Raw genomic sequence first — 22,550 nt, forward strand, 5'->3', positions numbered from 1 at the left:
AGTAATCTAAATAATATGAGCAAAAAGAAAATTTTAATTTTTGACGATGATGCGGCTATTTTAGAAGTAGTTACCATCATATTTGAGGAAAATGGATATGATGTTAAAATCTCAGAAACATCACACGATATTCTGGAGAAAGTGGCAGAATATAATCCTGATGTTATCTTAATGGATAACTGGATTCCGAAAATTGGAGGGGTGGAAGCCACAAAACTTCTTAAAAGCAGTGCAGAATTCAGACATATTCCGGTAATTTATGTAACGGCCAATAATGATATCGTTGCTTTGGCAGCAGAAGCCCAGGCGGATGATTATGTGTCAAAGCCTTTTAACCTGGATGATCTTGAAGAAATAGTAGCAAAACATATTAAAGAGCAGGTGTAAACATTTTCGGATTCACCTTTGGATCTTTAAAATAAACTAAATCTCTCAAAATTTTGAGAGATTTAGTTTATATGGTAAGCTTAATGATTTTTCCTGAGGTTTTCCAGCTCGGTAATAATCTGATTTTTTGATAAAGAACGGGTGTTGATTTTATAGATTAAAGAACTTAATAAAATATAAAGCTGTGGATTATCCAATATAAAATCCGAAAATGTTTTGACAAGGATTAATTTTTTTGAAACAATATTTTGGGTGATAATATATTCAAAGGCAAAATCAATATCCGTATCCAATTCTTTCTTTACAATTAAATTGAAATACTCATCGATCAAATATTTATCTGTGATCGGATTTAATAGTTCAGTTTTTACTTCATCCATACCTTTGTTGTTAGGTTTTTAAATACAAATTTTATACCGTATGAATAAAATATGGAGTTTAATGCATTCAGAATAAGATTTATATAAAAAATAGGCTTACAGTTGAAGATACCTCCGCCTCATTGTATAGGATTACCGTTGCAAACGCTTTGAAAAAAACATTTTTCTGTTCATAAACATAAAGTATACTTTTTGTTTTCGGATGAAACAAAACTATTGTAACCGCTGATCTCATCAATAAGAAAGTGATGAACTGAGGAAATGAGAAATGAAACAGGGATTTTAAGCAATGAATGTATGCAATATGAATTTTTAATAATAAATTAGAAGCGGTATTTCCTGAAAATGTTATAATAGCTCAAAATATGAATGAGACTTTTCCTGAAATGAAGTCCGAAATATATGGTGACAGATTATTCCCCCTGCTGCGGTGGATAATTATTATTATACTGACCGGTGCAGGAGTGGGTCTGCTGGTTGGTTTGATCACTGCGATGATTACCGGACCTGTTTCTTCCATTATTATATTCTTTTTTCTTTTTATCATTACAGGATCATTAACCGGCTTTTTAATCTATGAAACCGTCGGGTTGAAAGATCAGCGAATCTGTAATATCCTCGTCAATGACAAGGGAATTTCTTTTCTTAACAGAGAGGATACTACCATTTTTGAAATTAAATATGAAGATCTGGCATTTGATGCGGAAGGATATAAGCAGGATATACTGTCGGTGTCTTCCGGTGTCGGAAAGTTCAGTTCTTTTAAAATGAATCTATGTGTTTTCATTAAAGGTAAAGATCAGAAAATCAGAAAGAGATTTGTTAATTTTAATAGCATTCCTCTTAAAAATAAATATGCTTTAATGGGACATTTTCTTAAAGGAGTACGACTGTTCCGTCCTGAGTTGAATATTGACCCCAGAGTATACAGGGATTTTTACCTGGACGAGAAGTCACTACGTTTTGATCCGGAAATCCGCCGTAAGGATTTTATCATAAAAGCTATTAGTATAACGGTGGCATTCCTGATATTGATATTGGTTTTTTATTATACCGGATAGAACCGTAAAATCTGAATCATAAAAAACAGCCTTCAGCATCTGAAGGCTGTTTTTTATTTAAAATACTGTTTTTTCAATCAGCTAACCCATAGAGTCTAGATCTGTTCGAAGATGAATAAGTATTTTATCATTTAAGTTACACCTGTTATGATGAAAAAGCATCCAGCATATCTGCAGAAGGAACAAAGAATAAGGTTCCTGTCCGGGCCGTACTGAAATCGAGGATGCGGTCATAATTTCCCGGTGGGCTTCCGATAAACATATTGGTCAGCATCTTTTCTACCGTACTGAAAGTGCTTGCATAACAAATAAAATAAGTTCCCATTTCATTAGAAGAAACACTTCCGAAAGGCATATTGTCCCTTACGACCTTAAAGTCATCCCCTACATTGGCCAGAGCAATATGGGAATTGGAGGGTTTTACATCATCACTCATTTCTATATCCTGCTCCTTGGATCTGCCGATTACTTTTTCCTGTTCCTCAACAGGCAATGCTTTCCAGGCGTCCAGGTTATGAATATATTTTTGAACAAAAAGATAACTTCCACCCTGGTATTGAGGATCAGAATCTCCGATAATGGCAAAATAATCACGGTCTTTGCCGTGTGGGTTTTCCGTTCCGTCTACAAACCCCAGAATAGACCGGCTATCCCAATACCGGAAGCCCTGAACTTCAACAATACAATCTGCAACTTCTTTCATGAATCCGGAAATAGCAGATGCCATATCATAAGCAAGGCTTTTCACATCTGCACGGATATGGAAATGCAGGTCGCCCCGTGTGCTTACCGCAGTATGTTTACTACCTTTTATTTCCTCAAATCGTTTAAGTTCCTTAGGAAGTGGAGTAGGAAGCTCAAGCTGTAACCATGCCTCATAACCTATACCCAATACACAGCTCGCTTTGGAATCGGGAAACCGGTCAAGGGCAGAGTTATTCAGATTAGTAACTAATGCACAGATCCTCTGAAAAACAGATTTAATCGTATCGAGAGCTGCATTTTGTCTGAAATTCCAGACCAGGAAGTAAGTATTATTGTTCGGATAATCCGTAACATTTTGAGAATTCATGTTTTTTTCAGTATTGTTTGTTGCCATGTTGATTATTTCCGGTGAGTCAAATTTAGTAAATGATCATACCTCTGCATTGTCTTATTCTTCAGATAAACAATTTAAGACATTTTTTTCACAAATCATATTAATTACTTTTACATATATCTTATCAAAAATCTGGTAAAATGAAGTATTATTGTATAAAATTAATCTTCAATAGAGACAGCATGCATTGGGAGATCTTTTTCTTCTTTTTAATAATAGCTTTTGTTTATTCATCGGTAGGTTTTGGAGGAGGTTCCAGTTACCTTGCCGTACTGGCTATGTATAATCTTCCCTATCAGGAAATACGCCTTACGGCACTTATCTGTAATATAATTGTAGTGATAGGAGGAGTTTATATTTATATTAAAAATAAACAGATAGACTGGAAGAAAGTCATTCCTATTACCCTTGTAAGTGTGCCAATGGCTTATTTGGGAGCGGTATTGAAAATAAGCCAGGAAACTTTTTTCCTGGTTCTGGGAATTACCCTGGTGATAGCAGCTCTGTTGCTATGGATAAAAACAGAAACAGCAAATGAAGATTATTCCGTAAAGGATTCTGGTCCTTCATCTCTTTTTAGAAACATTTTTTTAGGGGGAGGAATTGGATTTTTATCAGGACTGGTAGGAATCGGAGGGGGAATTTTTCTTTCTCCTTTGCTCAATTTGCTGAAGTGGGATACAGCACGGAAGGTTGCAGCAACTTCCAGTGTTTTTATTCTCGTCAATTCAATATCCGGAATTGCAGGGCAATTATCAAAGTTGTCTGTAGATATAGACTATTTCAGGATTTTAAGCTTATGTCTGGCTGTTTTCATCGGCGGGCAGATTGGCTCCAGAATGTCCCTGAAATGGAATCCTGTGATTATCAAGAGAATGACTGCTGTCCTGGTTCTGGTGGCAGGAATTAATGTTTTAATTAAATATTGGTAGACCCGTTAAAGAAATGAAACTTAAAATATTAGCGTTTGGAATAACGAAGGACATCTTCGGCACATCACAACAAGAAATAACAATAAAAGATGCTATAACCGTACAACAATTAAAAAGTATCCTGGAAGAAGAATTCCCGGAACTCAAAAAGCTTAGATCTTATTTTATAGCAGTGAATGAAGAATATGCGGAAGAAGATCGGATGATCACAGAAACGGACGAAATAGCTATAATTCCTCCCGTAAGTGGTGGGTAACAGAATGGTTTACATCTCTTAGTAAAAAATAGAAAATGATTGATATAAAAATAACGGAAGATATCTTGAATATCACAGATTGCCTTGCTGCCGCCCGGGACCTGGAAAGTGGAGGAGTGGCAACATTTATAGGGACAGTCCGTAATATAACCGGAAATAAGCCGGTTACCCGGTTGGAATATGAATGCTACCGGCCAATGGCGGTAAAAGAGATCCGGAAAATAATACAGCAGGCTATTTCACTGTTTTCTGTGCGTAATATTGTTGTTCATCATCGTATTGGTATTTTATTTCCTGGCGATGCTGCGGTTATTATTGTAGTGAATGCAGGGCACAGGGATGCTGTTTTTGATGCATGCCATTATGTAATTGATACGATAAAAGAAAAAGTTCCGATCTGGAAAAAAGAAATTTTTGAAGATGGCGAAGAATGGGTTTCTGCACATCCTTAATTTGAAGAAGTAATTTTTGTATATTTACTATACCAGTTCTCAGATATGAAAACCAACACATCAGAAACTACATCTGTACGCCGGATAGATATTATCAGGGCGAAAGATCATGACAGTTATGCCTGTACGGATGATATTTCAATAGAAGAGCCCCTCGAAATACGGATTTCTTATGGCTGTAAGGAACAAAAAGAAAGTAAAAACATATCTGTAACCATGAGGACACCGGGTAATGATACTGAACTGGCAATAGGCTTTCTGTTTACTGAAGGAATAATTTCCGGCTATCATCAGATTCAAAAAGCAGAACATCCGGAGGCAGAATGTTCCAGAAACCGTGAAAATATAATGGTCGTACATCTTACAGAGGATTTTATTCCCCAGCTGATGAAGGCCGATCGCAATTTTTATACAACGTCCAGCTGCGGGGTGTGTGGAAAAGGTTCTATTGAGTCCATAAGGACTGTCAGCTCTTTTCAGGATCTTCAAAAACAGCCGTGTGCAGTAACGTTGGATACTTTATACCAGCTATCAGGAAAGCTGCAGTCTTTTCAAAATAATTTCAGTGCTACAGGAGGAATCCATGCATCAGGAATTTTTGATATACATGGTAATTTATTGGCCTTGAGGGAAGATGTCGGAAGACACAATGCATTGGATAAGCTTATCGGACATAGCCTGATGACCGGGCAGCTTCCTCTTCAGGATAAAATTTTAGTATTGAGCGGAAGAGCGAGCTTTGAACTTATTCAGAAGGCAGCTATGGCAGGAATCTCTTTTGTAGCAGCTATTGGGGCTCCATCCAGCCTTGCTATTGACCTGGCAAAAGAATTTGATATAACCTTACTGGGTTTTCTTCGGGATAACCGGGTGAATATATATCATAAAAGTAACTGCCACGAAATTATAAAATAAAACCTTATGAACCACGAATGAACCGTGTGTCTGTAAAAAAATAAAGAGATGAAAATTAGAATAAAAGATAATTCAGTCAGGTTCCGTTTAACACAGTCTGAAGTTTCGGAATTAGGTGAAAAAGGCATGGTCTCCAGCTTTACTCAGTTTGTAGACAGACCGTTTATCTATACGATTGAAAAGACACAGGATGAAGCATTATCCGCTGCATTTATTGAAAACAAAATCGTAATGAAGATACCTGAGACTATGGTTAATGCATTGGTATCTACAGATACGGTAGGATTCGACGGGCAAACCGGATCAGTAAAACTTCTGGTAGAAAAAGACTTCGTATGTATTGATAATACCATGGAAGAAGATCAGAGTGACAACTATCCGAATCCGAACCTTACATGTTAATCACACAATAAAAATCCAAGGGCATGGAAGACTATAACAAAAAGAAAGAAATAGAAGAAGCAATCAGAAGGGAACCTAACGCTGAAAATCCCTTTACTTTACTTGACCTAAAGCTGACCCATGTGGAAAAAGCTGCAGCAGGAGTACCGGCTGTAATGGCCGCTTTTAGTGATCTGTTTGAAGAAAAAACTCCGGTCAGGGGGATGAGGGCACTATTCAAAATGAATCAGATGGATGGCTTTGACTGCCCGAGCTGCGCATGGCCTGATCCCGATGATGAACGCTCCGTGCTTGGAGAATATTGTGAGAATGGCGCAAAGGCACTTGCTGAAGAAGCAACAACCAAAAGAGTAACACCTGAGTTTTTTAAACAAAATTCGGTATACGACCTTGCCAAACTGGATGATTATCAGATAGGCAAGATGGGAAGGTTAACCGATCCCATGTATCTGGCACCCGGAGCTACCCATTACGAACCGATCAGCTGGGAGAATGCTTTTAAAAAGATTGCAGAGCATTTAAATGCCCTTGAATCACCGGATGAAGCCGCTTTCTATACTTCAGGACGAACAAGTAATGAAGCTTCATTTGTGTATCAGCTGTTTGCAAAAGAATTTGGAACGAACAATATGCCTGACTGTTCCAATATGTGCCACGAAACTTCCGGATCTGCATTACGACCTACTATAGGAATAGGAAAAGGTACCGTAACTCTTGAAGACTTTCATGAAGCTGAAGTGATCGTGATCATTGGACAAAATCCAGGGACCAATGCTCCAAGGATGATGAGCGCTTTAGCCAAAGGAAAAAAGAACGGCGCCAAGATTATTGCCATCAATCCATTACCGGAAGCCGGTTTGATGGGATTTATTAATCCGCAGAGTGTAAAAGCTGTCCTTAGAGGAGGCGTGCAGCTTGCAGACCTTTACCTGCCTGTAAAGATTAATGGTGATATGGCATTGTTGAAAGCCCTTGAACTATTACTCATAGAATTTGAAAAAAATAATCCGGGTAAAGTCTTCGATGAAGGTTTTATCAAGGAAAAAACAGTAGGGTATGAAGACTTCCTGAAGCAATTCGATCATTACCAATTAGATGAACTGGCAGCCCTTTCAGGAGTCTCCAGGGAAGATCTGGTAAAAGCTGCAGAAATACTGGCGTTCAAAAAACGGATTATTATCAGTTGGGGAATGGGGCTTACCCAGCAGCCTAACGGAGTAGATATGATCCGGGAAATCCTTAATATTCTTTTACTGAAAGGAAGCATCGGTATTCCGGGAGCAGGAGTCTGCCCTGTACGGGGACACAGTAATGTACAGGGAAACAGAACAATGTTGATCGACGAAAAACCTACTGATGAACAGCTCGACCGTCTGGAAAAATTCTATGGATTTAAGATGCCCCGTAAACATGGATATGATGTAGTACGGGCCATAAAAGCAATCCATGAAGAAAAAATAAAAGTAATGTTTTGTATGGGAGGAAATTTTATCTCAGCAACTCCCGATACCACATATACCGCCAATGCTATGAGAAAGCTAAACCTGTTGATTTGTGTATCCACCAAGCTGAACAGAGGACACCTCGTCCATGGCAAAGAGGCATTAATCCTCCCTACCTACGGACGAAGTGATAAAGATATCGTCAATGGAGAATTACAGATTATCACCACTGAAAACTCAATGGGAGTTGTTCAGAGCTCAAGAGGCATGCTGGACGCCGTTTCAGACAATCTGATCAATGAAACCCAGATTGTATGCCGTATGGCTATGGCAACATTGGGAGAAAGATCTGTAGTAAACTGGCAACGGTATCATGACAGCTATGATGCAGTGAGAGATGATATTGAACAATGCATTCCGGGATTTGAAGATTACAATATCCGGGCAAGGAAAAAAGGAGGATTCTACCTTCCCAATGCGGCAAGGGATGAACAAAGCTTTGCAAAAAACCTGGGAGGGCGGGCCCCGTTTACATTAACGGAAATACCGCATAATACTCTCGCCCCCGATGAATATATGATGGCTACCACACGTACCCACGACCAGTTTAATACAACTATTTACGGACTGGATGACCGGTATCGGGGAATTAAAAATGAACGCCGCGTTATATTTATGAACCAGAATGATATTGATAAAGCAGGCTTTAAGGCTGGAGACAGGGTAGACCTTTATAATTACGATGACGGTATTGAAAGAGTAGCGCCTTTGTTTATTATTGTTTCCTATCAGATCCCTGAAAAAAGTACCGTAACCTATTTCCCGGAGACAAATGTATTGGTATCCGTGAACAATGTTGTGAAAGAAAGCAATATGCCGGCCTCTAAATACGTAAAAATCAAAATAAAGAAACACGACCCTGAAGTGTATAAAAAAGTAGATGAAATGCTCTACCGGGGAGCGGTTCAAAGACCATAACACTTGATAATCCGATATAGATAATAATATGAAGAAAATGTTACCTGTGGCATTCCTGTTGGTTTCAGGATGGATGTGGTGCCAGTCAGGATTTAAACTCAAAGTGGGCGGAGAGGTATCTCAACCTTTAGAACTTACAGTATCCGATTTATCAAAAATGCCGGAGAAAGAAGCCTCATTACGGGATAAAGAAGGAAAAACTCATACATATACAGGGGTTTCGTTACAGGATATACTGGCAAAGGCTGGAGTTCCTTCAGGAAAGGAGCTGCATGGTGAAAACCTTGCAAAATATGTGCTTGCAAAATGTACAGACGGGTACCAGGTATTATTTTCATTGGCCGAACTGGATGCTTCCATTGCAGATAAAAATGTCATTATTGCCTATAAGATGGACGGAAACCCGTTACCGGAATCAAAAGGCCCACTCAGGCTCATTGCTGAGGGAGAAAAAAAGCCTGCAAGAAGTTCCTACCAGCTGGCATCGTTGAGTGTAGGACATATTAAAAATTAATTCTAAACAAAGGCTTTACAGATACTGTATGATTATCAGGAAAAAAGAACATTGGTTTAAAATGCTTTTTGTCTGGCATGGTTCCGTTTTACCGGGATTATTGCCCCGTCTTTTTATACTTTTTATTTTGTCCCTGGTAGTGGTTTACTTTCACGGGATCATTTTTTCATTTAAAATTCCTCTTAATCCTGCACCATTAACACTATTCGGTTTTGTGCTTGCCCTGTTCCTCGGATTCCGGAATAATGCAAGCTATGAAAGGTTCTGGGAAGGACGTAAGCTGTGGGGAGCCTTACTGAATACAGCACGATCATTGACACGCCAGGCCCTTACATTAAAAAAGCAGAATGAAAATAATCTTGCTGTTCATGACTTTGTAGAGCTGTTAAGTGCCTTTATCTTTGCATTGAAACATCAGCTCAGAGGAACAGATCCTTACGATGATCTGCAGCATAATCTTAAAGAAGATCAATTGGCAATAGTGATGGAATCAAAATATAAACCTGCCGTTATCATGAGGCTAATGGCGGAGTGGGTACAAAAGAGGAAAGATGAAGGAATTATAGACTCTATTCAGCAGGCACGGTTGGATGAAAACTTTGATAAACTTTCAGATATTGTAGGAGGCTGTGAGCGTATTGTTTCTACTCCGATTCCTTATAGCTACAGGGTTTTATTGCATCGCACCGTTTATATTTACTGTTTTTTGTTACCCTTTGGCCTGGTAGATTCATTAGCGTGGTTTACACCGCTTATTGTTGTTTTTGTAGCCTATACATTTGTAGCCTTTGAAGCAATTGCAGATGAAATTGAGGAGCCGTTCGGAACAGAGGCTAATGATCTTGCTCTTAACAGTATGTGTATAATGATTGATGAAACCATCCGTGAAATTGCAGGAGAACATATTGCAGTTTCACAAAAAATTAATCAGAATATTATTGACTGACAGCTCCAACATAATTTCGTTTTTATTTTCGGATCTTGTTTAAACCGCCTTGTAGGGAAAACACTTCCTTTTCAGGAAAATTCTTCTGAATAAGCTGAACAGCTTCAGCACTTCGTTTCCCTGATTGGCAATAGAAAACAATAGGCAGGGAAATATGGGAAAGCCGCTGAAAATGATCCTGTAATTCATCCAAAAGAATATTCTCCCCTCCGATATTAAATTCCCGGTGTTCATTTCCGGTACGAACATCGATAACCTCAAAACGGGTCTGATGCTCCATCAAATCTTCGAAGGTAATGCAGGGAACCGATTGCGGTAAACTGGTGATTTCAGTAGTTTTGTTTCTGAGTTTAATAATTTGTGTTTTGCCACTTAACAGATTGATCATCCATAATTTTCCTGCTAATATATCTTCTGACCGGGTTAAGTACTTTATTGCTTCGTTGGCCTGCATACAGCCTACTATTCCTGCCAGGGTAGGAATTACCCCGGCTTCTCTGCAATTAGGAACCTGCGATTGCTCGGCCTCAGGAAAAACATCACGGTAATGAGGGGAATAGGTGCCGTCTTTTTGCAATACGTTCCAGATGCTTACCTGTCCTTCGTGTTGGTAGATAGCTCCATATACCAAAGGTTTTCCGGCCAGTACACAGGCGTCGCTGAGAAGGCATTTTGTTTCAAAATTATCGGTTCCTTCAATCACCAGATCATAGGCTGAGATCAGTTCCATAATATTGGAAGAAGAAACCCTCAGCCGGTAAGAGATAACAGAAACGGAAGGATTCTGCAATTGCAGTCTCTTTGCAGCTACATCCACCTTAGGCAATCCTATATCATCCTGAGTATACAATATCTGGCGGTGTAAATTACTTACAGATACAATATCATTATCCGCAATACCTATAGTTCCCACACCACAAGACGTAAGGTATTGAGCGGCCGGACAGCCTAGACCACCCATTCCTACGATCAGGACTTTGGCATTACTAATCAACTCCTGGGATGATATACCAAATCCCGGTAAGGCAATCTGACATTGATAGCGATCAAATGAATTATTCATAACTTTTTATTTTAGCCGTGACACATGCATATTTCAGGAAACTTCAATTGTACGGTATAAATATTTTTCAGGTATTATTTTTTTAAGATTTCATGCGCTTTCTCTGCTTCTTCAGGAGTATTCACATTCATCAATGCTTCCGGATTGATAGGTTGCAGAATATGAGTATCACTGTTTATTAATACCTTTCTTGGGCAGGTATTTCCCATCCCCAGAAAATTTAACAGGAGAGGGTAGCTTTTAGGTTCCCAGATGGTAATTAGTGGTTCCGGTAATCCGTCAAAAGGACTTTGATAGGTAGTGGCAACTTTCTCCGGATCCCGGGATTTTACCAGCAATTCTAATGATTTTTGATCTAACAAAGGCAGGTCACAGGCTACCACCAGCCATGCGGTATCCCGATGGGCACGAAGTGCAGAAAGAATTCCGCCAAAAGGCCCCATATTCAGGAAAGTATCTGTAAGCGGCTGGTAATCCGGATCGAAATTTTCAAGTTGATCTTGCCTGCATGAAATAAATACCTCATCACAAAACGGAGCCAGTAAGTCTGCTGCGAAATAGCGCTGCTCTTTTCCATGCCAGGTAAGCAGGTCCTTAGCCTGTCCCATTCTTGTACTTTTTCCCCCGGCTAAAACAAGCCCTTTTACAGGAGGGACGATATTATGTTCTTTTGAAATCATTTTTTCCGCCGGATTTTTCTATTAGGGTAATTTCTTTGATCACGATGTCATGGCTCAATGCCTTACACATGTCATAAATGGTTAATGCTGCTACTGAGACTCCGGTAAGGGCCTCCATTTCCACGCCGGTCTTGGCCTCAATACTTGCTGTACATTCGATCACAATTTCGTTGTTATCATTCAGCTCTATTTGTAGATTGCAGTTATCAAGTCCGATGGGGTGGCAAAGAGGGATCAGTTCACTCGTTTTTTTAGCGCCCATAATTCCGGCAATAATTGCAATCTGGAAAACAGATCCTTTTTTGGTTTTGAAATCGTCTTGCTGTAAAGCCTTTAGGACATTTTCAGGTAATGCAATAATTGCCCGGGCTACTGCCTTTCTGTTGGTCACAGTTTTATTGCCTACATCTACAATGGCAGGTTGTCCGCTTTTATTAAGATGGGTAAAGTCTGACATATTTTTCTTTTAAATCTATAGTGTACAATTAAAGCTTTTCAAAAATTATACTTCCATATTTTGTACACTTCGCCTTTTCTGAAGGTACTTTGTTCCAAAGGAAGCTCCATAAAAGCATGGGTGATGGCAAGGTTGGAAAAGTCTCCGGAACCATTTGTACTGACAGGTTCAGCAGTTAGCTGTCCCGATTCATTCACATTAAGCTTTACCTGTGCAAAATATTGAAGCGGAACAGGAAAATCAATATCGTCTTGTAAAATGGCAAATTGTGGAGAGCTTCCGGAAATATTCAGCGATTTTTCCAGCCAGGGAATAAAATACCGGTGAAGGCACATAAATACAGAAACCGGATTGCCCGGGAATGCGAAAACAAGCTTCCGATTTTTATTTTTACCAAACCAGAAGGGTTTTCCGGGTCTCTGTTTGATTTTGTGAAAGAGTTTTTGTACTCCCAATTCATCGCAAATTTCAGGTAAATAATCAAATTTCCCCATTGAAACGCCACCGCTCATGAGTAACACATCATATTCATCCAGACAGCGGGAAAGTTCTCTTTTAATTTGTTCATAATCATCATTAAGATGGATCATATCTGCTTTAATCTTATATTTTTCTAAAACAGACTGCATGGTGATTCCGTTGGAGCGTCTCAGCTGAAAAGGGCTGGGATCAGATTCCGGGAACACCATCTCATCTCCTGTTGTAATAATAACTACTTTCGGAAGCCTTTTTACGGATAAAACCGTCTTCCCGGCAGAAGCAGCAATTCCGATAATGGAAGGAGTAATCAACTGACCGGACCTGACAAGAGTTTCGCCCCTCTTCTTATCTTTTGCTTTCCAATGGACATTCTGCCCCTTTTTAATATCAACATTAAGATAAGCCACACCCTCAATAATGGAAATGTCTTCATATCTGATCACTGTATCTACCGAAGGATCCAGTGCTGCACCCGTCATTATTTCTATACATTCATCTTTTGATTGGATTGATATTGAAGGCTCTCCTGCAGATTGTATTGCGTGTACAATAAAAGAGCGGTTTCCTTTTTCATAAGAATCATAGTGGATGGCAATGCCATCTACAGTGGGTCTGTCAAAAGGAGGAAGGTCTCTGTCTGCAAGAATATCTTCTGCAAGTACCCTTCCTGATGCACGGTCATAGGAAATATTTTCCTTTCCAAAATCCTGAACCTGGGAAAGTACAATATCTTCTGCCTGTTGTACGGTAATCATTTCCATAGTTATCCTCCTATTGTCGCCATAGACTGATGAATTTGAGAAGCGTTCATCGTTTGTTTTTCCGCTTCCCATCCGTCCCTGGGTTTTTGTTGTATGCTGCTGATAATAATATTCTTAAGTTCTTCATCGGTTTTCCCCAATCGCAGTTCATCTTTCAGATTAATACCTCCTCCCTCGTATAAACAGTTTCTGAGCAGCCCGGTAGGAGTAATTCTGATCCTGTTACAGTCTCCACAGAATGAACGGGTGTAGGCCGCAATAATTCCAACTTCACCTGTAAACCCCGGAACTTTATAATGATATGATGTGGAACTTTTAGGATCTTCCGTTTTTATAAGATCAGGAAAATGTTCTATGATATAGGTGTAAATTTTCTGATGATTCCAGCTTAGAGAAGTTTCCATATCCTTGTTTCCATTAAAAGGCATTTCTTCTATAAAACGGACATCTACAGGAAGTTCCCGAGTCAGCAATACCAATGGGATAATATCTTCAATATTCTGTTTTTCCATCACTACCGCATTGATTTTAACCCTGATACCATGCCTTAGTAAAGAGTCCAGTGTTTTCATTACTTTATCAAAGCCTTTCCTGCGGGTTATTGTAAAGAACCTTTCTTCATCTAGTGTATCAAGGCTAAGGTTGACAGATCGTATTCCGCATTTTTTAAGCTGCGGAATATATGGTTCCGTAAGGAGGCCGTTTGTTGTTAGACTGATATCGGTAAGCCCTTCCAGTTGTGATATTTTTTCAATAAGTTCAATGCTGTTTTTCCTTACAAAAGGTTCACCTCCCGTTATTCTTATTTTATCAATGCCCAGTGATGTGAAAACAGAGCATAGGCGCACCATTTCCTCATCGGTCATCAACTCATTCTGTTTAATCCATGTAAGACCCTCTTCCGGCATACAATACATACAGCGGAGATTACAGCGGTCTACAATAGCCAGCCTGAGATAATTAATTTGCCTTCCGAATTTGTCTGTCAACATGGTAATAAGAAAAAAGAACCTTATACAAATATACTTATTGTTTTCCCGAAACGCCAAAAAACCCAATAATGAAAAATAAGTCTTAAAAACTGAGCTATACACCTTAAAAGTCAGGAATAAAAGAGATTAGATAGAATTTATATAAGCCTTAAAATATAAAATAACGGATCCAATTGTGTGAAAAGATGATAATTCTGTCACAATTCCTGATATTTCAGAATCGGGAAGAGGGTGTATCTTTGCACGCTGCTGGCGGGTTATAAAAATATATTGCCAGACAGAAGAAAACAAGATATCGGGTATTTTCATAAATTAGTATATGATAATCCGCCTTGTGTTGAAAAAAGAATAAAATGATAATAGATAAAGAACTGATTAATAAAAATTCGGTAGAAGAGGTCTTTAATAAGGGAATAGATGTTGTTTTTCAGGATGAAATCAATGCCGCATCATTAAATTTTTTCCCGGAGAACTGCTTTACCATTATCTTGCTGGATCAATGTGATGGCGGAAAATGTATTACGGGACTGAATCAATATGACCTGAAGGCCCGGCAATTATTCATACATCTTCCTAAGAGAGAATATAAATGGAACCTGTCTCCGGATACTGTTGGAAGAAGGCTCATCATTAATGATGCAATACTGAAGACATTCTCTCCTACACTTAAATTTACATTTTCTTCCTATAGCAAGTATGAAATGATTCAGCCGGATGATGAAACCTATCATCGGTTCAGCCTGGAGTTTAATGCAATCAGGAAAGAAATTGCTGCCGATGTTGTTTTCCCGGAACTTATTAATGCAAGGGTACGTCTTCTGGCCCTTATTATTAATCTCTGGGTAGAGCATGCTTACGGGCATAAGGCACTCAGTACACCGGATAATTTGGCATTTCGCTTTCATATGCTGGTAGACAAATACTATAAAACCCAGAAAAATGTATCTTTTTATGCTGAAGAGCTATGCATTACCCCTAATTATCTTGGCGTTATCTGCAGAAAACAATACCAGATTTCTCCTCTTGAGTTCATCAAAGAAAGAATTATTCTCGAAGCCAAAAATTTATTGCATAGTTCAGATAAATCCATTAAAGAGATTGCTTTTGAATTAGGCTTTCAAAATTTTTCCCACTTTTCATATCTATTTAGGGTAAAAGCAGGGTTAACACCCAAAAATTACAGGAAGAAACTTGAAAACACCGGTCAGCAGCCTGCTGAATAACAGGTTAGAGCAAATTAAATGAGCCAAAACAATACTTTATAATTGATCGTGCCTTTCCCAAAGCCGATTTGTAAATAATTTGCCTGATACTACGAAATGAGGAGAGACCATAGGGCACATTAAAAATAAATAGTAACCGGTCGATTTTTAATGCAGGAAAACAGTAACTTTATAAGTGAGTATATTGAACCAATCAGCCCCTATTATTTGTTGTTTTTTGCGATATGAAATTAGAAGATATGACCCTCATCCATGACGTAGGCAAAATTATATTCTTCCTGTTTTTGCTTTTAAGTGTTTTTCTGATTACGGCAAAGTCAGGAAGAAAACTGCCTGATTATTTGTTTGCTGCCTTTTTGCTGGTTTCTGTTATAGATCTTTCAGGTTTTTTTCTTATGCCACCGGATAACAGAATGATTAAGGCATTCAAGCTGGCCAGTATTTTGTTGCAAATGCCTTTATATTATTTATATGTTAATGCGGCATGCTACTATAATTTTACCCTCAGCAAAAAGCATCTTTTACATGCAGTTCCTTTTGTATTCTTTTTTTGCTGGTTTGCCGGCAATGGGATTACAGAACAAAATGACCGGGTATTTGACATAATTTCGATCATTCAATACTATTATTATATCATTGCGGTATTTGTAACACTGAGAACTTTCCGGAAACAGTATCAGGAAAACTATTCCGGTGATTATAATCTTACCTACAGATGGCTGATGCAGACTACTATCCTTTTTTTGATCGGGAACTTCTTTGTACTGATAAGGGGAATGGTAAAGGATAATGAAAGGGTTTTTCTTTATTTATATACATTCAGTTCTCTGTTTGTTTTGTTTATCATCAGCTGGTTTGTATTGAATGCTTTATATCGTCCTAACCTTCTGACGGGAATCAATAAGGAACTTGTTCCTGTACAGCCCGGGGATAAGCCTAAGGAAGAGCCGGCACAGCTGAAAACCCTAGTGCAGTTTATGGAGGCTGAGAAGCCTTACCTTGATGATAAACTTACTTTGCAGAAGCTGGCATACCAGATGAATATGCCTGAAAAACAATTGTCTTCATTAATAAATCAACATACAGGCAGGCATTTTTTTGACTTTATCAATGAGTTTAGAGTCAACGAAGCCAAAGAACTTCTTGGAACCCAGCCACAGTTAACAGTACTTGAAGTGCTCTATCAGGTAGGATTTAATTCCAAATCATCATTTTATACCGCCTTTAAAAAAGAAACTCAAATGACTCCTACAGATTACAGGAAATCAATAGGTTAAATAAGGTCCGACTTTAAGTCGAACTGATTTATAAGCTAAAAAAGGGTCCGACTTTCTGTAGTCGGATGTTTAAATCGTTTTAAAATTCCAGATTTGTACCTCATTAAAATTAAACAGATGAAACCACAAATCAAACGGATAGTATGTATTTTCTGGCTGCTGAGTTCAGCATTATATTCAGGGCAGGACCGTCAAAAGGAACTCCTTAAAAAGGTCGACTCATTAATCAATAGCTATGCAAGGGCAGATGCTCCGGGAATGGCAATAGGAATCATTAAAGATGAAAAAATAATTTACAAAAAAACGTATGGATTAGCCAATCTCGAATACAAAATTCCGGTAACGGATTCCACAGCATTTGATATCGCTTCCGTATCCAAACAATTTACCGCATTTATTATTTTGCTGGCTGAAAAGGAAGGAAAACTTTCCCTGGATGATGATGTAAGAACGTATTTGCCGGAATTAAAGAGCCTGCCTTATAAAATTACTATCAGACAGCTGGCCAGCCATACTCATGGATTGCCGGATTTTTCAGTGATCAAGAGAATTCGGGGATTTGGAGATGAATTCCGGGTTACCCATAATGAAGCGGTAAAAACGATGCTGAATATTAAAAACTTTGCTTTCCGTCCCGGGGACCGGTATTGGTATAATAATACAGGTTTTATGCTTTTGGCAGAAATTCTTCAGCGTATTTATAAAAAAGACTTCAATGAAATACTTAGGGAGTATATTTTCATTCCGTTACAAATGAACCATAGTATGGCGGTAAATGATCCTGAAAAAATCGTTCCTAATAAGGCAGAATCCTACAAGGAAAACGGAACTGTCTTTTCCAAATCTCCCCTAGGCCAGATGGAATATGGCTCTTCCAATATTTTTACTACGCTGGATGATCTATGCAAGTGGGCCCGTAATTTTCAAAAGCCATTAGTTGGCAGCCGCGAGTTATATAACGAAATGCAGAAAAATACAATATTGAATAGCGGAGAAAGAGTAGAGTATGGGCTAGGATTGCAAACGGCAAAATATAAAGGACTTGATATTGTATTCCATGGAGGAGGTACAGCCGGTTACAGATCTTACATCCTACACATTCCGGCATACCGTTTTTCTATTGTACTGGCAGGAAACAGGAGTGTCTTTGACGGGTTATCCATCACCTACAAACTAGTTGATCTGTTTTTTGGAGATAAACAGACTCTTCCACCTTCCCCTAAGAAAAAGACCTATACCCAGGCAGAATTAAAAACTTTTGAAGGAACATATGAAATAAATCCCGGCAATTACCTTAAAATATTTACGAAAGAAAATAAGCTATATCTGGAAAATGATGCCACTCCTTTAACCATTGTTGGAGATAATCAATTTACTATCCCCTTTATCCCTACAGGGCGTATTACTTTTCAGAAAAATACAGCCATATTGGGCATTGGGGATTTCGAGTTCAAAGGAAAAAAGGTGGATTTAAATCCTGAAAATACAGATAAAATAGATTTACACCAATTTACAGGCTTTTACCGGAACGAAGAATTTAATACCATCTATCAGCTTGTTATTGAAGATAATAAATTGGTAGCAATGCACCCGATTAATCCAAAAATACCATTATATCCATTGAATCCAACAACGTTCTATTCTTCAAAATCCATTTTTGGGCAACTTGATTTTCAATATGATAAAAATAAACAGATTATGGGCTTTAAACTTTCCGGAGCCAATTTTTCTAACCTTGAATTCAGGAAAATAAAATAACTGTTAGAAACTTCAGTATATAGAGAGATTATCCACAGGGGTAATCTTTTCTTTTGCTATAACGTCAATCAGCTTAATTCTGTATTTTAACAGTCATGATATAGAATTTTGTTTTAAAAAAAGAGATATAGTGGGATTGGAATACTATTTGTAATGCAATACTGAAATTTCAAATGATCGGATTACTCACAACCAAAAATTGATTAATAATTAGCAAATGATTAAAAATTTAACAATAATTACCTTATTTAAAACGAATTAAACATGTTCCCTCCCTCAAATAAATTAAACAGAGTATTCAAATTATATACTATTTTTCTATTACCATGGCTATGCTGTGCCATCTTAAGCACAGGACTGGTCTATGGACAGGAAGGGGCTTTCTCTCCAAAACGTTTTGACAGCATATTGCTTAAAAAAACGGAATCATTACGTATTCAGGGAGATTACGAAAGCCTTGTCCGTCTTAATAAAGATTATTTAAATGTAGCTGAAGAAAAAAAATACAAAGAAGGTATCATTCTTTGTTATATTAATATTTCCAATATATCTGCCACCATCGGAAATTACAAACGGGGCCTGTCCTATCTCTCATTAGCTGAAAAAGAGCTTAGAACAATCAATAATCCTGTTTTGAAAGCAAGATTTTATCAGGAACATGGACAATTGAACGGAGTGATAGGGCTCTATAAAAGCGCCCTGGATCTGAATGCCAAAGGAATGTATTATCTGAAGAAAACTTCTGATAAAGAAAAAAGAACGTTTTATTTATACAGGTTGTATGCGAACCGGGCAGACTTTTTATATAAAGCCAATAAAGCCGATTCAGCCTATATTTACCTCCAGAAAGGAAAAAGGGTTGATAGCCATGGTGTTCTTCTGAATGCGTTGCTGGCTAAACACCATCTGCAGTATACCAAAAGGAAAGACTCTGCCCTGATTTATCTTCAAAGGGCATCTGAAAAGGCTGTAAATACCGGTAAAGTAAATATTCTGAGCGGGTTTGTATTTTTAATTTACGGAGATTATTATTTTGAATTAAAAGATTACCACACTGCTTTGGAATATTATTACAAGGCTTTGGATAATTATAATAAGACCAATAGGTTATATGGGATACCGGGAGTTTATGAATCTATAGGTAAAACATACAGAATGCTGAATGAACCTCAGAAGGAACAGGAAGCAATGATGAAGTATACAGAAGAAAAGACGGCATTGGAGAATATTCAGAATGAAGCGATCAATATTTCCATAGACCATATGCTGACCGATAAAGATGAGGAATCAAGCGGCCTTGAGAAGAAATTGTACCTGTATGGAAGTATTATTACCCTCTTATCAGCAGCCATATTTATTTTATTGTACAGACGTAACAGGGCTCTTAGAAGGAGAAAAAACATATTCAAAAGTGAAGCACTTTCGCTGAAGAGTAAAATTAACGATTCTTTTGACGAGCTGGTTAGTTTAGCCAAAAAGAATGATTCAACATTTTTAACGAGATTCCAGGAAATTTATCCGGACTTTTGTCCAAAGCTGTTGGATATCAATCCAAAACTGGGGGCTTCTGAACTGGCGTTTTGCGCAATGATTAAACTTAATTTCACCTCAAAAGAAATTGCGGAATACACTTTTATACAGCATAAATCGGTTCAGCAAAAAAAGCACCGCCTGCGAAAGAAACTTAATGTTCCAAGTGACCAGGAACTCTTTATCTTCTTCGATACTTTATAATCAGGTTAAAAAAATTATTATCGCCAATTTTGTAAAGCAGCTGTTAATTATAGCTGCTTTTATTTTGTAAGTTATTGTTAATGAGTGTTATATTTTTGTTGCTGTATCTATGTGGTATCTGAATGTTCCTTATAATTTATTTTATTCCTCGTTTTTTTATTACTTAGCGCTACCAATCACTTTTTATTTTCTATACTTTCTCATATAGTGATTGGGATGTGGTTTAAAATCTTAGTGTTGAGAGGTTGCTCATGTGATAATGCAGCAACCTCTCTTTTTTTATCAACAGTTTACAGATTAGCCTAAAAACGGGTCAAGCAGGATTGACCGTCGTCCATTGTATAGAAATCTTGTCAGGTGTTTTCTAAATGAACAAGAAAAGCAGCCATGCCATTGCAATTGATTCCATATTGGTCTTCGAATATATTCTTAAGTCAGTTTTGTATCAAGCAAGTGTAGGCTGCCATTCAAGCCCGGATGGATGCCTTCATGAATCTTTAATAGATATTTTTTTAATGTCTTTGTGATCCTCAACTTTTTTTGCATGTGTTTCAACGATTAGAAAACCATTCAGATTGGTTTTTGAAATTAAATAATAATGAATATGGTGTTTCTCATGAAAAAATTCATCAAAAAACATCTTGTAGACAAAGAAAACGCAAAATGTGGTACATATGTAGTAGTATGATGTAGTTGTTTTTTTTAATAAGTTTTTAAAATTTGCAAAACAGAAGAGGGGCAAAAAAAATAAACACATGAAAAAACAAAAAATTCTAAAAACACAAAATGATGCGCCCCTCTTTATTTATTAAGAAAGTTCAGTGTGCTGAAACAAGTAACAGCTGAAATTTCTATTATATTTTTTTAATACAAATTTTAACAAATAATAAAAGACTCATGAAAAACGTAAAGCATGCAATAGCAGCTATGGCAGTTGTCCTTTTTACTTCAGGCATCTCAGCACAAAAAACGGTAATGCCGGGCTCAGATACGGATAAGCATGGCTGTAAAGGCTCAGCGGGATATACCTTTTCAGTAATAAAAAATGATTGTGTAAGGCTTTTTGAACAAAAAATACAATTAAAGGAAGTGGCCTCCAGGAAGTCATATACCTCTGGTGCTGCTGTGATTTTAAGTACGGATGAAAAGAAAGCGGAATTATTTCTCCCTTCTGCTACAGGAAGTATTGTACTTTCTAAAGTTTCCTCTAGAAATGCTGTTGTTTATAAAAAAGGACAATATACCCTTACAAGGATGAAGGATACCTATACATTGAAAAAATCAAACAAAATAATCTTTAAAAGTTAAATACAATTTTTCTAAACAATCTTCATTAGTATCTGCACGATTTATTTCATAGTGGTGCATGGAGAGATTACCCTGGTAGTCTCTCCTTTTTTATAAATAACCGTAAAAATTAAATAGATTATGTATGCTGCTATTTTTAGTGGGCTTGCCCAATGTCAAGGCGGTCAAACTTTCCTTCAGCATTTTTATGAAATTTAAAAAATACCGGAAATGTTCCCCATTGTCCCGCTTTAAAATTACCATAAATATCTTTTCCGTTATTTTCTACACGATCTATGGTAAGAAACATCTCTTTGCCAAGTGCATTAGAAAAAAACGATTTGAAATCTACAGTATTGCCATCATCTGTCATTACCGGGTTTTCTGTAAAGAAACCATACCAGCTTTTATCACCGGTTTGCAAAGCTTCTATAGCTTGTTTTACTGTGGCGTCAGTTATTTTTGATACATCCATTTCTTGTTTTTTATTGGAAATTGTTGAGTTTTTTGAATCTTGTTTCTCTTTTCCTGTATTTTGTCCACAGGCTATAAAGAAAAAACTTATTGCAAAAGCTGCTGCCAGACTATACTTCATTTTTTTAATGTTTAAGGGGGTGTTGCAGGTAAATAATGATACCGTTTAACAGAAGGAACGGTAATTCAATGAGTACTCCTTTGAAGTCTTTGTCTGCAAGATGAAAACAAATGATCAGTAAAATCCCTGCTGCCATCAGGAAATTTCCCCATACAAATGTTTTGGGAAATAATATCATAAGGGAAGCTGCAATAGTAATAATCCCATTGATCATAAGTCCTGTTTTGTCAAATCCCCATTTTCCAAACATGGCTGTCATTTCAGGTTTTCCCGAAACCATTGCCATTCCCTGTTTGAATCCCATAAAAACTGCAACTAAAATAAGTGCGGAATTAATAATTTTCAGAATCATCGGAGTTGTATGTTTTTAAATTGCTTGATAATGGATCAGTTTATGAATGATCCTTTACAAATATGCATTAAATGAATGAGTTATAAATGGTGAATTTTTCGGAACTTGCTGATGAATTCAGATGAGG

General features: G+C 37.6%; 24 protein-coding genes. 15 read left to right on the forward strand and 9 right to left on the reverse strand.

The window, feature by feature from the left end; translation table 11 throughout:
- The first annotated feature begins 15 nt into the window (after positions 1–15).
- A complete protein-coding gene (locus tag OK18_RS16305) occupies positions 16–387 on the forward strand; it encodes a response regulator (protein WP_050021195.1) in 372 nt (123 codons plus the stop codon).
- 80 nt (positions 388–467) lie between these two features.
- Here OK18_RS16305 and OK18_RS16310 read toward each other — a convergent pair whose 3' ends face one another.
- Entirely contained in the window at positions 468–767 is a 300-nt protein-coding gene (locus OK18_RS16310; protein WP_050021194.1) for a hypothetical protein, read from the reverse strand.
- Between the two features lie 365 nt (positions 768–1,132).
- Between OK18_RS16310 and OK18_RS16315 the strand changes: the two genes are divergently transcribed.
- Positions 1,133–1,828, forward strand: a complete 696-nt coding sequence (locus tag OK18_RS16315) for a hypothetical protein (RefSeq protein ID WP_053328692.1) — start codon at positions 1,133–1,135, stop codon at positions 1,826–1,828.
- Positions 1,829–1,973: 145 nt separating this feature from the next.
- Here the strand turns inward: OK18_RS16315 and OK18_RS16320 are convergent, their stop codons facing one another.
- Positions 1,974–2,900 carry a Dyp-type peroxidase gene (locus OK18_RS16320; protein WP_053329404.1) on the reverse strand — a complete coding sequence of 309 codons (927 nt, stop codon included), beginning with the start codon at positions 2,898–2,900 and terminating at the stop codon, positions 1,974–1,976.
- Positions 2,901–3,067: 167 nt separating this feature from the next.
- Here OK18_RS16320 and OK18_RS16325 point away from each other — a divergent pair, with 167 nt between their 5' ends.
- Genes OK18_RS16325 through OK18_RS16360 form a run of 8 tightly spaced genes read left to right on the forward strand, consistent with a single transcriptional unit; the run spans position 3,068 to position 9,764 of the window.
- Positions 3,068–3,859 (forward strand): sulfite exporter TauE/SafE family protein, encoded by a 792-nt coding sequence (locus OK18_RS16325; protein ID WP_228377632.1) that lies wholly within the window; start codon positions 3,068–3,070, stop codon positions 3,857–3,859.
- A gap of 13 nt (positions 3,860–3,872) precedes the next feature.
- On the forward strand, positions 3,873–4,115 hold the full coding sequence (gene moaD, locus OK18_RS16330; protein ID WP_053328694.1) for a molybdopterin converting factor subunit 1: 243 nt from the start codon (positions 3,873–3,875) through the stop codon (positions 4,113–4,115).
- Between the two features lie 35 nt (positions 4,116–4,150).
- Positions 4,151–4,567, forward strand: coding sequence for a molybdenum cofactor biosynthesis protein MoaE (locus OK18_RS16335; RefSeq protein ID WP_053328695.1), 417 nt, complete (start codon positions 4,151–4,153; stop codon positions 4,565–4,567).
- Positions 4,568–4,612: 45 nt separating this feature from the next.
- Positions 4,613–5,482: a formate dehydrogenase accessory sulfurtransferase FdhD gene (gene fdhD, locus OK18_RS16340; protein WP_050021192.1), complete on the forward strand. Its 870-nt coding sequence runs from the start codon at positions 4,613–4,615 to the stop codon at positions 5,480–5,482.
- Between the two features lie 48 nt (positions 5,483–5,530).
- A complete protein-coding gene (locus OK18_RS16345) occupies positions 5,531–5,884 on the forward strand; it encodes a DUF7009 family protein (protein ID WP_053328696.1) in 354 nt (117 codons plus the stop codon).
- 23 nt (positions 5,885–5,907) lie between these two features.
- Positions 5,908–8,304 carry an FdhF/YdeP family oxidoreductase gene (locus OK18_RS16350; RefSeq protein ID WP_053328697.1) on the forward strand — a complete coding sequence of 799 codons (2,397 nt, stop codon included), beginning with the start codon at positions 5,908–5,910 and terminating at the stop codon, positions 8,302–8,304.
- A gap of 28 nt (positions 8,305–8,332) precedes the next feature.
- Positions 8,333–8,818: a molybdopterin-dependent oxidoreductase gene (locus tag OK18_RS16355; protein WP_053328698.1), complete on the forward strand. Its 486-nt coding sequence runs from the start codon at positions 8,333–8,335 to the stop codon at positions 8,816–8,818.
- Between the two features lie 28 nt (positions 8,819–8,846).
- On the forward strand, positions 8,847–9,764 hold the full coding sequence (locus tag OK18_RS16360) for a bestrophin family protein (protein WP_053328699.1): 918 nt from the start codon (positions 8,847–8,849) through the stop codon (positions 9,762–9,764).
- A gap of 22 nt (positions 9,765–9,786) precedes the next feature.
- Here the strand turns inward: OK18_RS16360 and OK18_RS16365 are convergent, their stop codons facing one another.
- From OK18_RS16365 to moaA, 5 genes are all read right to left on the reverse strand, one after another.
- Complete coding sequence (locus OK18_RS16365) at positions 9,787–10,827, reverse strand: HesA/MoeB/ThiF family protein (protein WP_053328700.1); 1,041 nt, start codon at positions 10,825–10,827, stop codon at positions 9,787–9,789.
- Between the two features lie 74 nt (positions 10,828–10,901).
- The gene (locus tag OK18_RS16370) at positions 10,902–11,507 is read right to left on the reverse strand and encodes an NTP transferase domain-containing protein (protein ID WP_053328701.1); all 606 of its coding nucleotides are present in this window, start codon (positions 11,505–11,507) and stop codon (positions 10,902–10,904) included.
- A complete protein-coding gene (gene moaC / locus OK18_RS16375; protein ID WP_053328702.1) occupies positions 11,488–11,964 on the reverse strand; it encodes a cyclic pyranopterin monophosphate synthase MoaC in 477 nt (158 codons plus the stop codon). Before moaC ends, OK18_RS16370 begins: the two co-directional genes overlap by 20 nt.
- A gap of 38 nt (positions 11,965–12,002) precedes the next feature.
- Positions 12,003–13,277, reverse strand: coding sequence for a molybdopterin molybdotransferase MoeA (locus tag OK18_RS16380; protein ID WP_228377633.1), 1,275 nt, complete (start codon positions 13,275–13,277; stop codon positions 12,003–12,005).
- Positions 13,208–14,197 carry a GTP 3',8-cyclase MoaA gene (moaA, locus tag OK18_RS16385; RefSeq protein ID WP_053328705.1) on the reverse strand — a complete coding sequence of 330 codons (990 nt, stop codon included), beginning with the start codon at positions 14,195–14,197 and terminating at the stop codon, positions 13,208–13,210. Before moaA ends, OK18_RS16380 begins: the two co-directional genes overlap by 70 nt.
- 353 nt (positions 14,198–14,550) lie before the next feature.
- Between moaA and OK18_RS16390 the strand changes: the two genes are divergently transcribed.
- The 5 genes from OK18_RS16390 (at position 14,551) to OK18_RS16410 (ending at position 21,497) form a co-directional block, all read left to right on the forward strand.
- On the forward strand, positions 14,551–15,420 hold the full coding sequence (locus tag OK18_RS16390; protein WP_050021183.1) for a helix-turn-helix domain-containing protein: 870 nt from the start codon (positions 14,551–14,553) through the stop codon (positions 15,418–15,420).
- A 224-nt stretch (positions 15,421–15,644) separates the two neighbouring features.
- Positions 15,645–16,697: a helix-turn-helix domain-containing protein gene (locus tag OK18_RS16395; protein WP_053328706.1), complete on the forward strand. Its 1,053-nt coding sequence runs from the start codon at positions 15,645–15,647 to the stop codon at positions 16,695–16,697.
- A gap of 117 nt (positions 16,698–16,814) precedes the next feature.
- A complete protein-coding gene (locus OK18_RS16400; RefSeq protein ID WP_053328708.1) occupies positions 16,815–18,455 on the forward strand; it encodes a serine hydrolase domain-containing protein in 1,641 nt (546 codons plus the stop codon).
- Between the two features lie 264 nt (positions 18,456–18,719).
- Entirely contained in the window at positions 18,720–20,189 is a 1,470-nt protein-coding gene (locus OK18_RS21765; protein ID WP_053328709.1) for a tetratricopeptide repeat protein, read from the forward strand.
- 897 nt (positions 20,190–21,086) lie between these two features.
- Entirely contained in the window at positions 21,087–21,497 is a 411-nt protein-coding gene (locus OK18_RS16410) for a hypothetical protein (protein ID WP_228377634.1), read from the forward strand.
- A 136-nt stretch (positions 21,498–21,633) separates the two neighbouring features.
- Here OK18_RS16410 and OK18_RS16415 read toward each other — a convergent pair whose 3' ends face one another.
- Both OK18_RS16415 and OK18_RS16420 read right to left on the reverse strand, forming a co-directional pair.
- Entirely contained in the window at positions 21,634–22,071 is a 438-nt protein-coding gene (locus OK18_RS16415; protein ID WP_228377635.1) for a hypothetical protein, read from the reverse strand.
- Positions 22,072–22,075: 4 nt separating this feature from the next.
- The gene (locus OK18_RS16420) at positions 22,076–22,423 is read right to left on the reverse strand and encodes a DoxX family protein (RefSeq protein ID WP_053328711.1); all 348 of its coding nucleotides are present in this window, start codon (positions 22,421–22,423) and stop codon (positions 22,076–22,078) included.
- Positions 22,424–22,550 lie beyond the last annotated feature (127 nt).

Source organism: Chryseobacterium gallinarum, assembly GCF_001021975.1.
GTDB classification, from domain to species: Bacteria; Bacteroidota; Bacteroidia; order Flavobacteriales; family Weeksellaceae; genus Chryseobacterium; species Chryseobacterium gallinarum.

What these genes read in the sequence shown, in the direction of transcription:
- OK18_RS16305 (WP_050021195.1), top strand. Translation starts at nt 16, where the DNA reads ATGAGCAAAAAGAAAATTTTAATTTTTGACGATGATGCGGCTATTTTA.
- OK18_RS16310 (WP_050021194.1), bottom strand. Translation starts at nt 767, where the DNA reads ATGGATGAAGTAAAAACTGAACTATTAAATCCGATCACAGATAAATAT.
- OK18_RS16315 (WP_053328692.1), top strand. Translation starts at nt 1,133, where the DNA reads ATGAATGAGACTTTTCCTGAAATGAAGTCCGAAATATATGGTGACAGA.
- OK18_RS16320 (WP_053329404.1), bottom strand. Translation starts at nt 2,900, where the DNA reads ATGAATTCTCAAAATGTTACGGATTATCCGAACAATAATACTTACTTC.
- OK18_RS16325 (WP_228377632.1), top strand. Translation starts at nt 3,068, where the DNA reads ATGAAGTATTATTGTATAAAATTAATCTTCAATAGAGACAGCATGCAT.
- moaD (WP_053328694.1), top strand. Translation starts at nt 3,873, where the DNA reads ATGAAACTTAAAATATTAGCGTTTGGAATAACGAAGGACATCTTCGGC.
- OK18_RS16335 (WP_053328695.1), top strand. Translation starts at nt 4,151, where the DNA reads ATGATTGATATAAAAATAACGGAAGATATCTTGAATATCACAGATTGC.
- fdhD (WP_050021192.1), top strand. Translation starts at nt 4,613, where the DNA reads ATGAAAACCAACACATCAGAAACTACATCTGTACGCCGGATAGATATT.
- OK18_RS16345 (WP_053328696.1), top strand. Translation starts at nt 5,531, where the DNA reads ATGAAAATTAGAATAAAAGATAATTCAGTCAGGTTCCGTTTAACACAG.
- OK18_RS16350 (WP_053328697.1), top strand. Translation starts at nt 5,908, where the DNA reads ATGGAAGACTATAACAAAAAGAAAGAAATAGAAGAAGCAATCAGAAGG.
- OK18_RS16355 (WP_053328698.1), top strand. Translation starts at nt 8,333, where the DNA reads ATGAAGAAAATGTTACCTGTGGCATTCCTGTTGGTTTCAGGATGGATG.
- OK18_RS16360 (WP_053328699.1), top strand. Translation starts at nt 8,847, where the DNA reads ATGATTATCAGGAAAAAAGAACATTGGTTTAAAATGCTTTTTGTCTGG.
- OK18_RS16365 (WP_053328700.1), bottom strand. Translation starts at nt 10,827, where the DNA reads ATGAATAATTCATTTGATCGCTATCAATGTCAGATTGCCTTACCGGGA.
- OK18_RS16370 (WP_053328701.1), bottom strand. Translation starts at nt 11,507, where the DNA reads ATGATTTCAAAAGAACATAATATCGTCCCTCCTGTAAAAGGGCTTGTT.
- moaC (WP_053328702.1), bottom strand. Translation starts at nt 11,964, where the DNA reads ATGTCAGACTTTACCCATCTTAATAAAAGCGGACAACCTGCCATTGTA.
- OK18_RS16380 (WP_228377633.1), bottom strand. Translation starts at nt 13,277, where the DNA reads ATGGGAAGCGGAAAAACAAACGATGAACGCTTCTCAAATTCATCAGTC.
- moaA (WP_053328705.1), bottom strand. Translation starts at nt 14,197, where the DNA reads ATGTTGACAGACAAATTCGGAAGGCAAATTAATTATCTCAGGCTGGCT.
- OK18_RS16390 (WP_050021183.1), top strand. Translation starts at nt 14,551, where the DNA reads ATGATAATAGATAAAGAACTGATTAATAAAAATTCGGTAGAAGAGGTC.
- OK18_RS16395 (WP_053328706.1), top strand. Translation starts at nt 15,645, where the DNA reads ATGAAATTAGAAGATATGACCCTCATCCATGACGTAGGCAAAATTATA.
- OK18_RS16400 (WP_053328708.1), top strand. Translation starts at nt 16,815, where the DNA reads ATGAAACCACAAATCAAACGGATAGTATGTATTTTCTGGCTGCTGAGT.
- OK18_RS21765 (WP_053328709.1), top strand. Translation starts at nt 18,720, where the DNA reads ATGTTCCCTCCCTCAAATAAATTAAACAGAGTATTCAAATTATATACT.
- OK18_RS16410 (WP_228377634.1), top strand. Translation starts at nt 21,087, where the DNA reads ATGAAAAACGTAAAGCATGCAATAGCAGCTATGGCAGTTGTCCTTTTT.
- OK18_RS16415 (WP_228377635.1), bottom strand. Translation starts at nt 22,071, where the DNA reads ATGAAGTATAGTCTGGCAGCAGCTTTTGCAATAAGTTTTTTCTTTATA.
- OK18_RS16420 (WP_053328711.1), bottom strand. Translation starts at nt 22,423, where the DNA reads ATGATTCTGAAAATTATTAATTCCGCACTTATTTTAGTTGCAGTTTTT.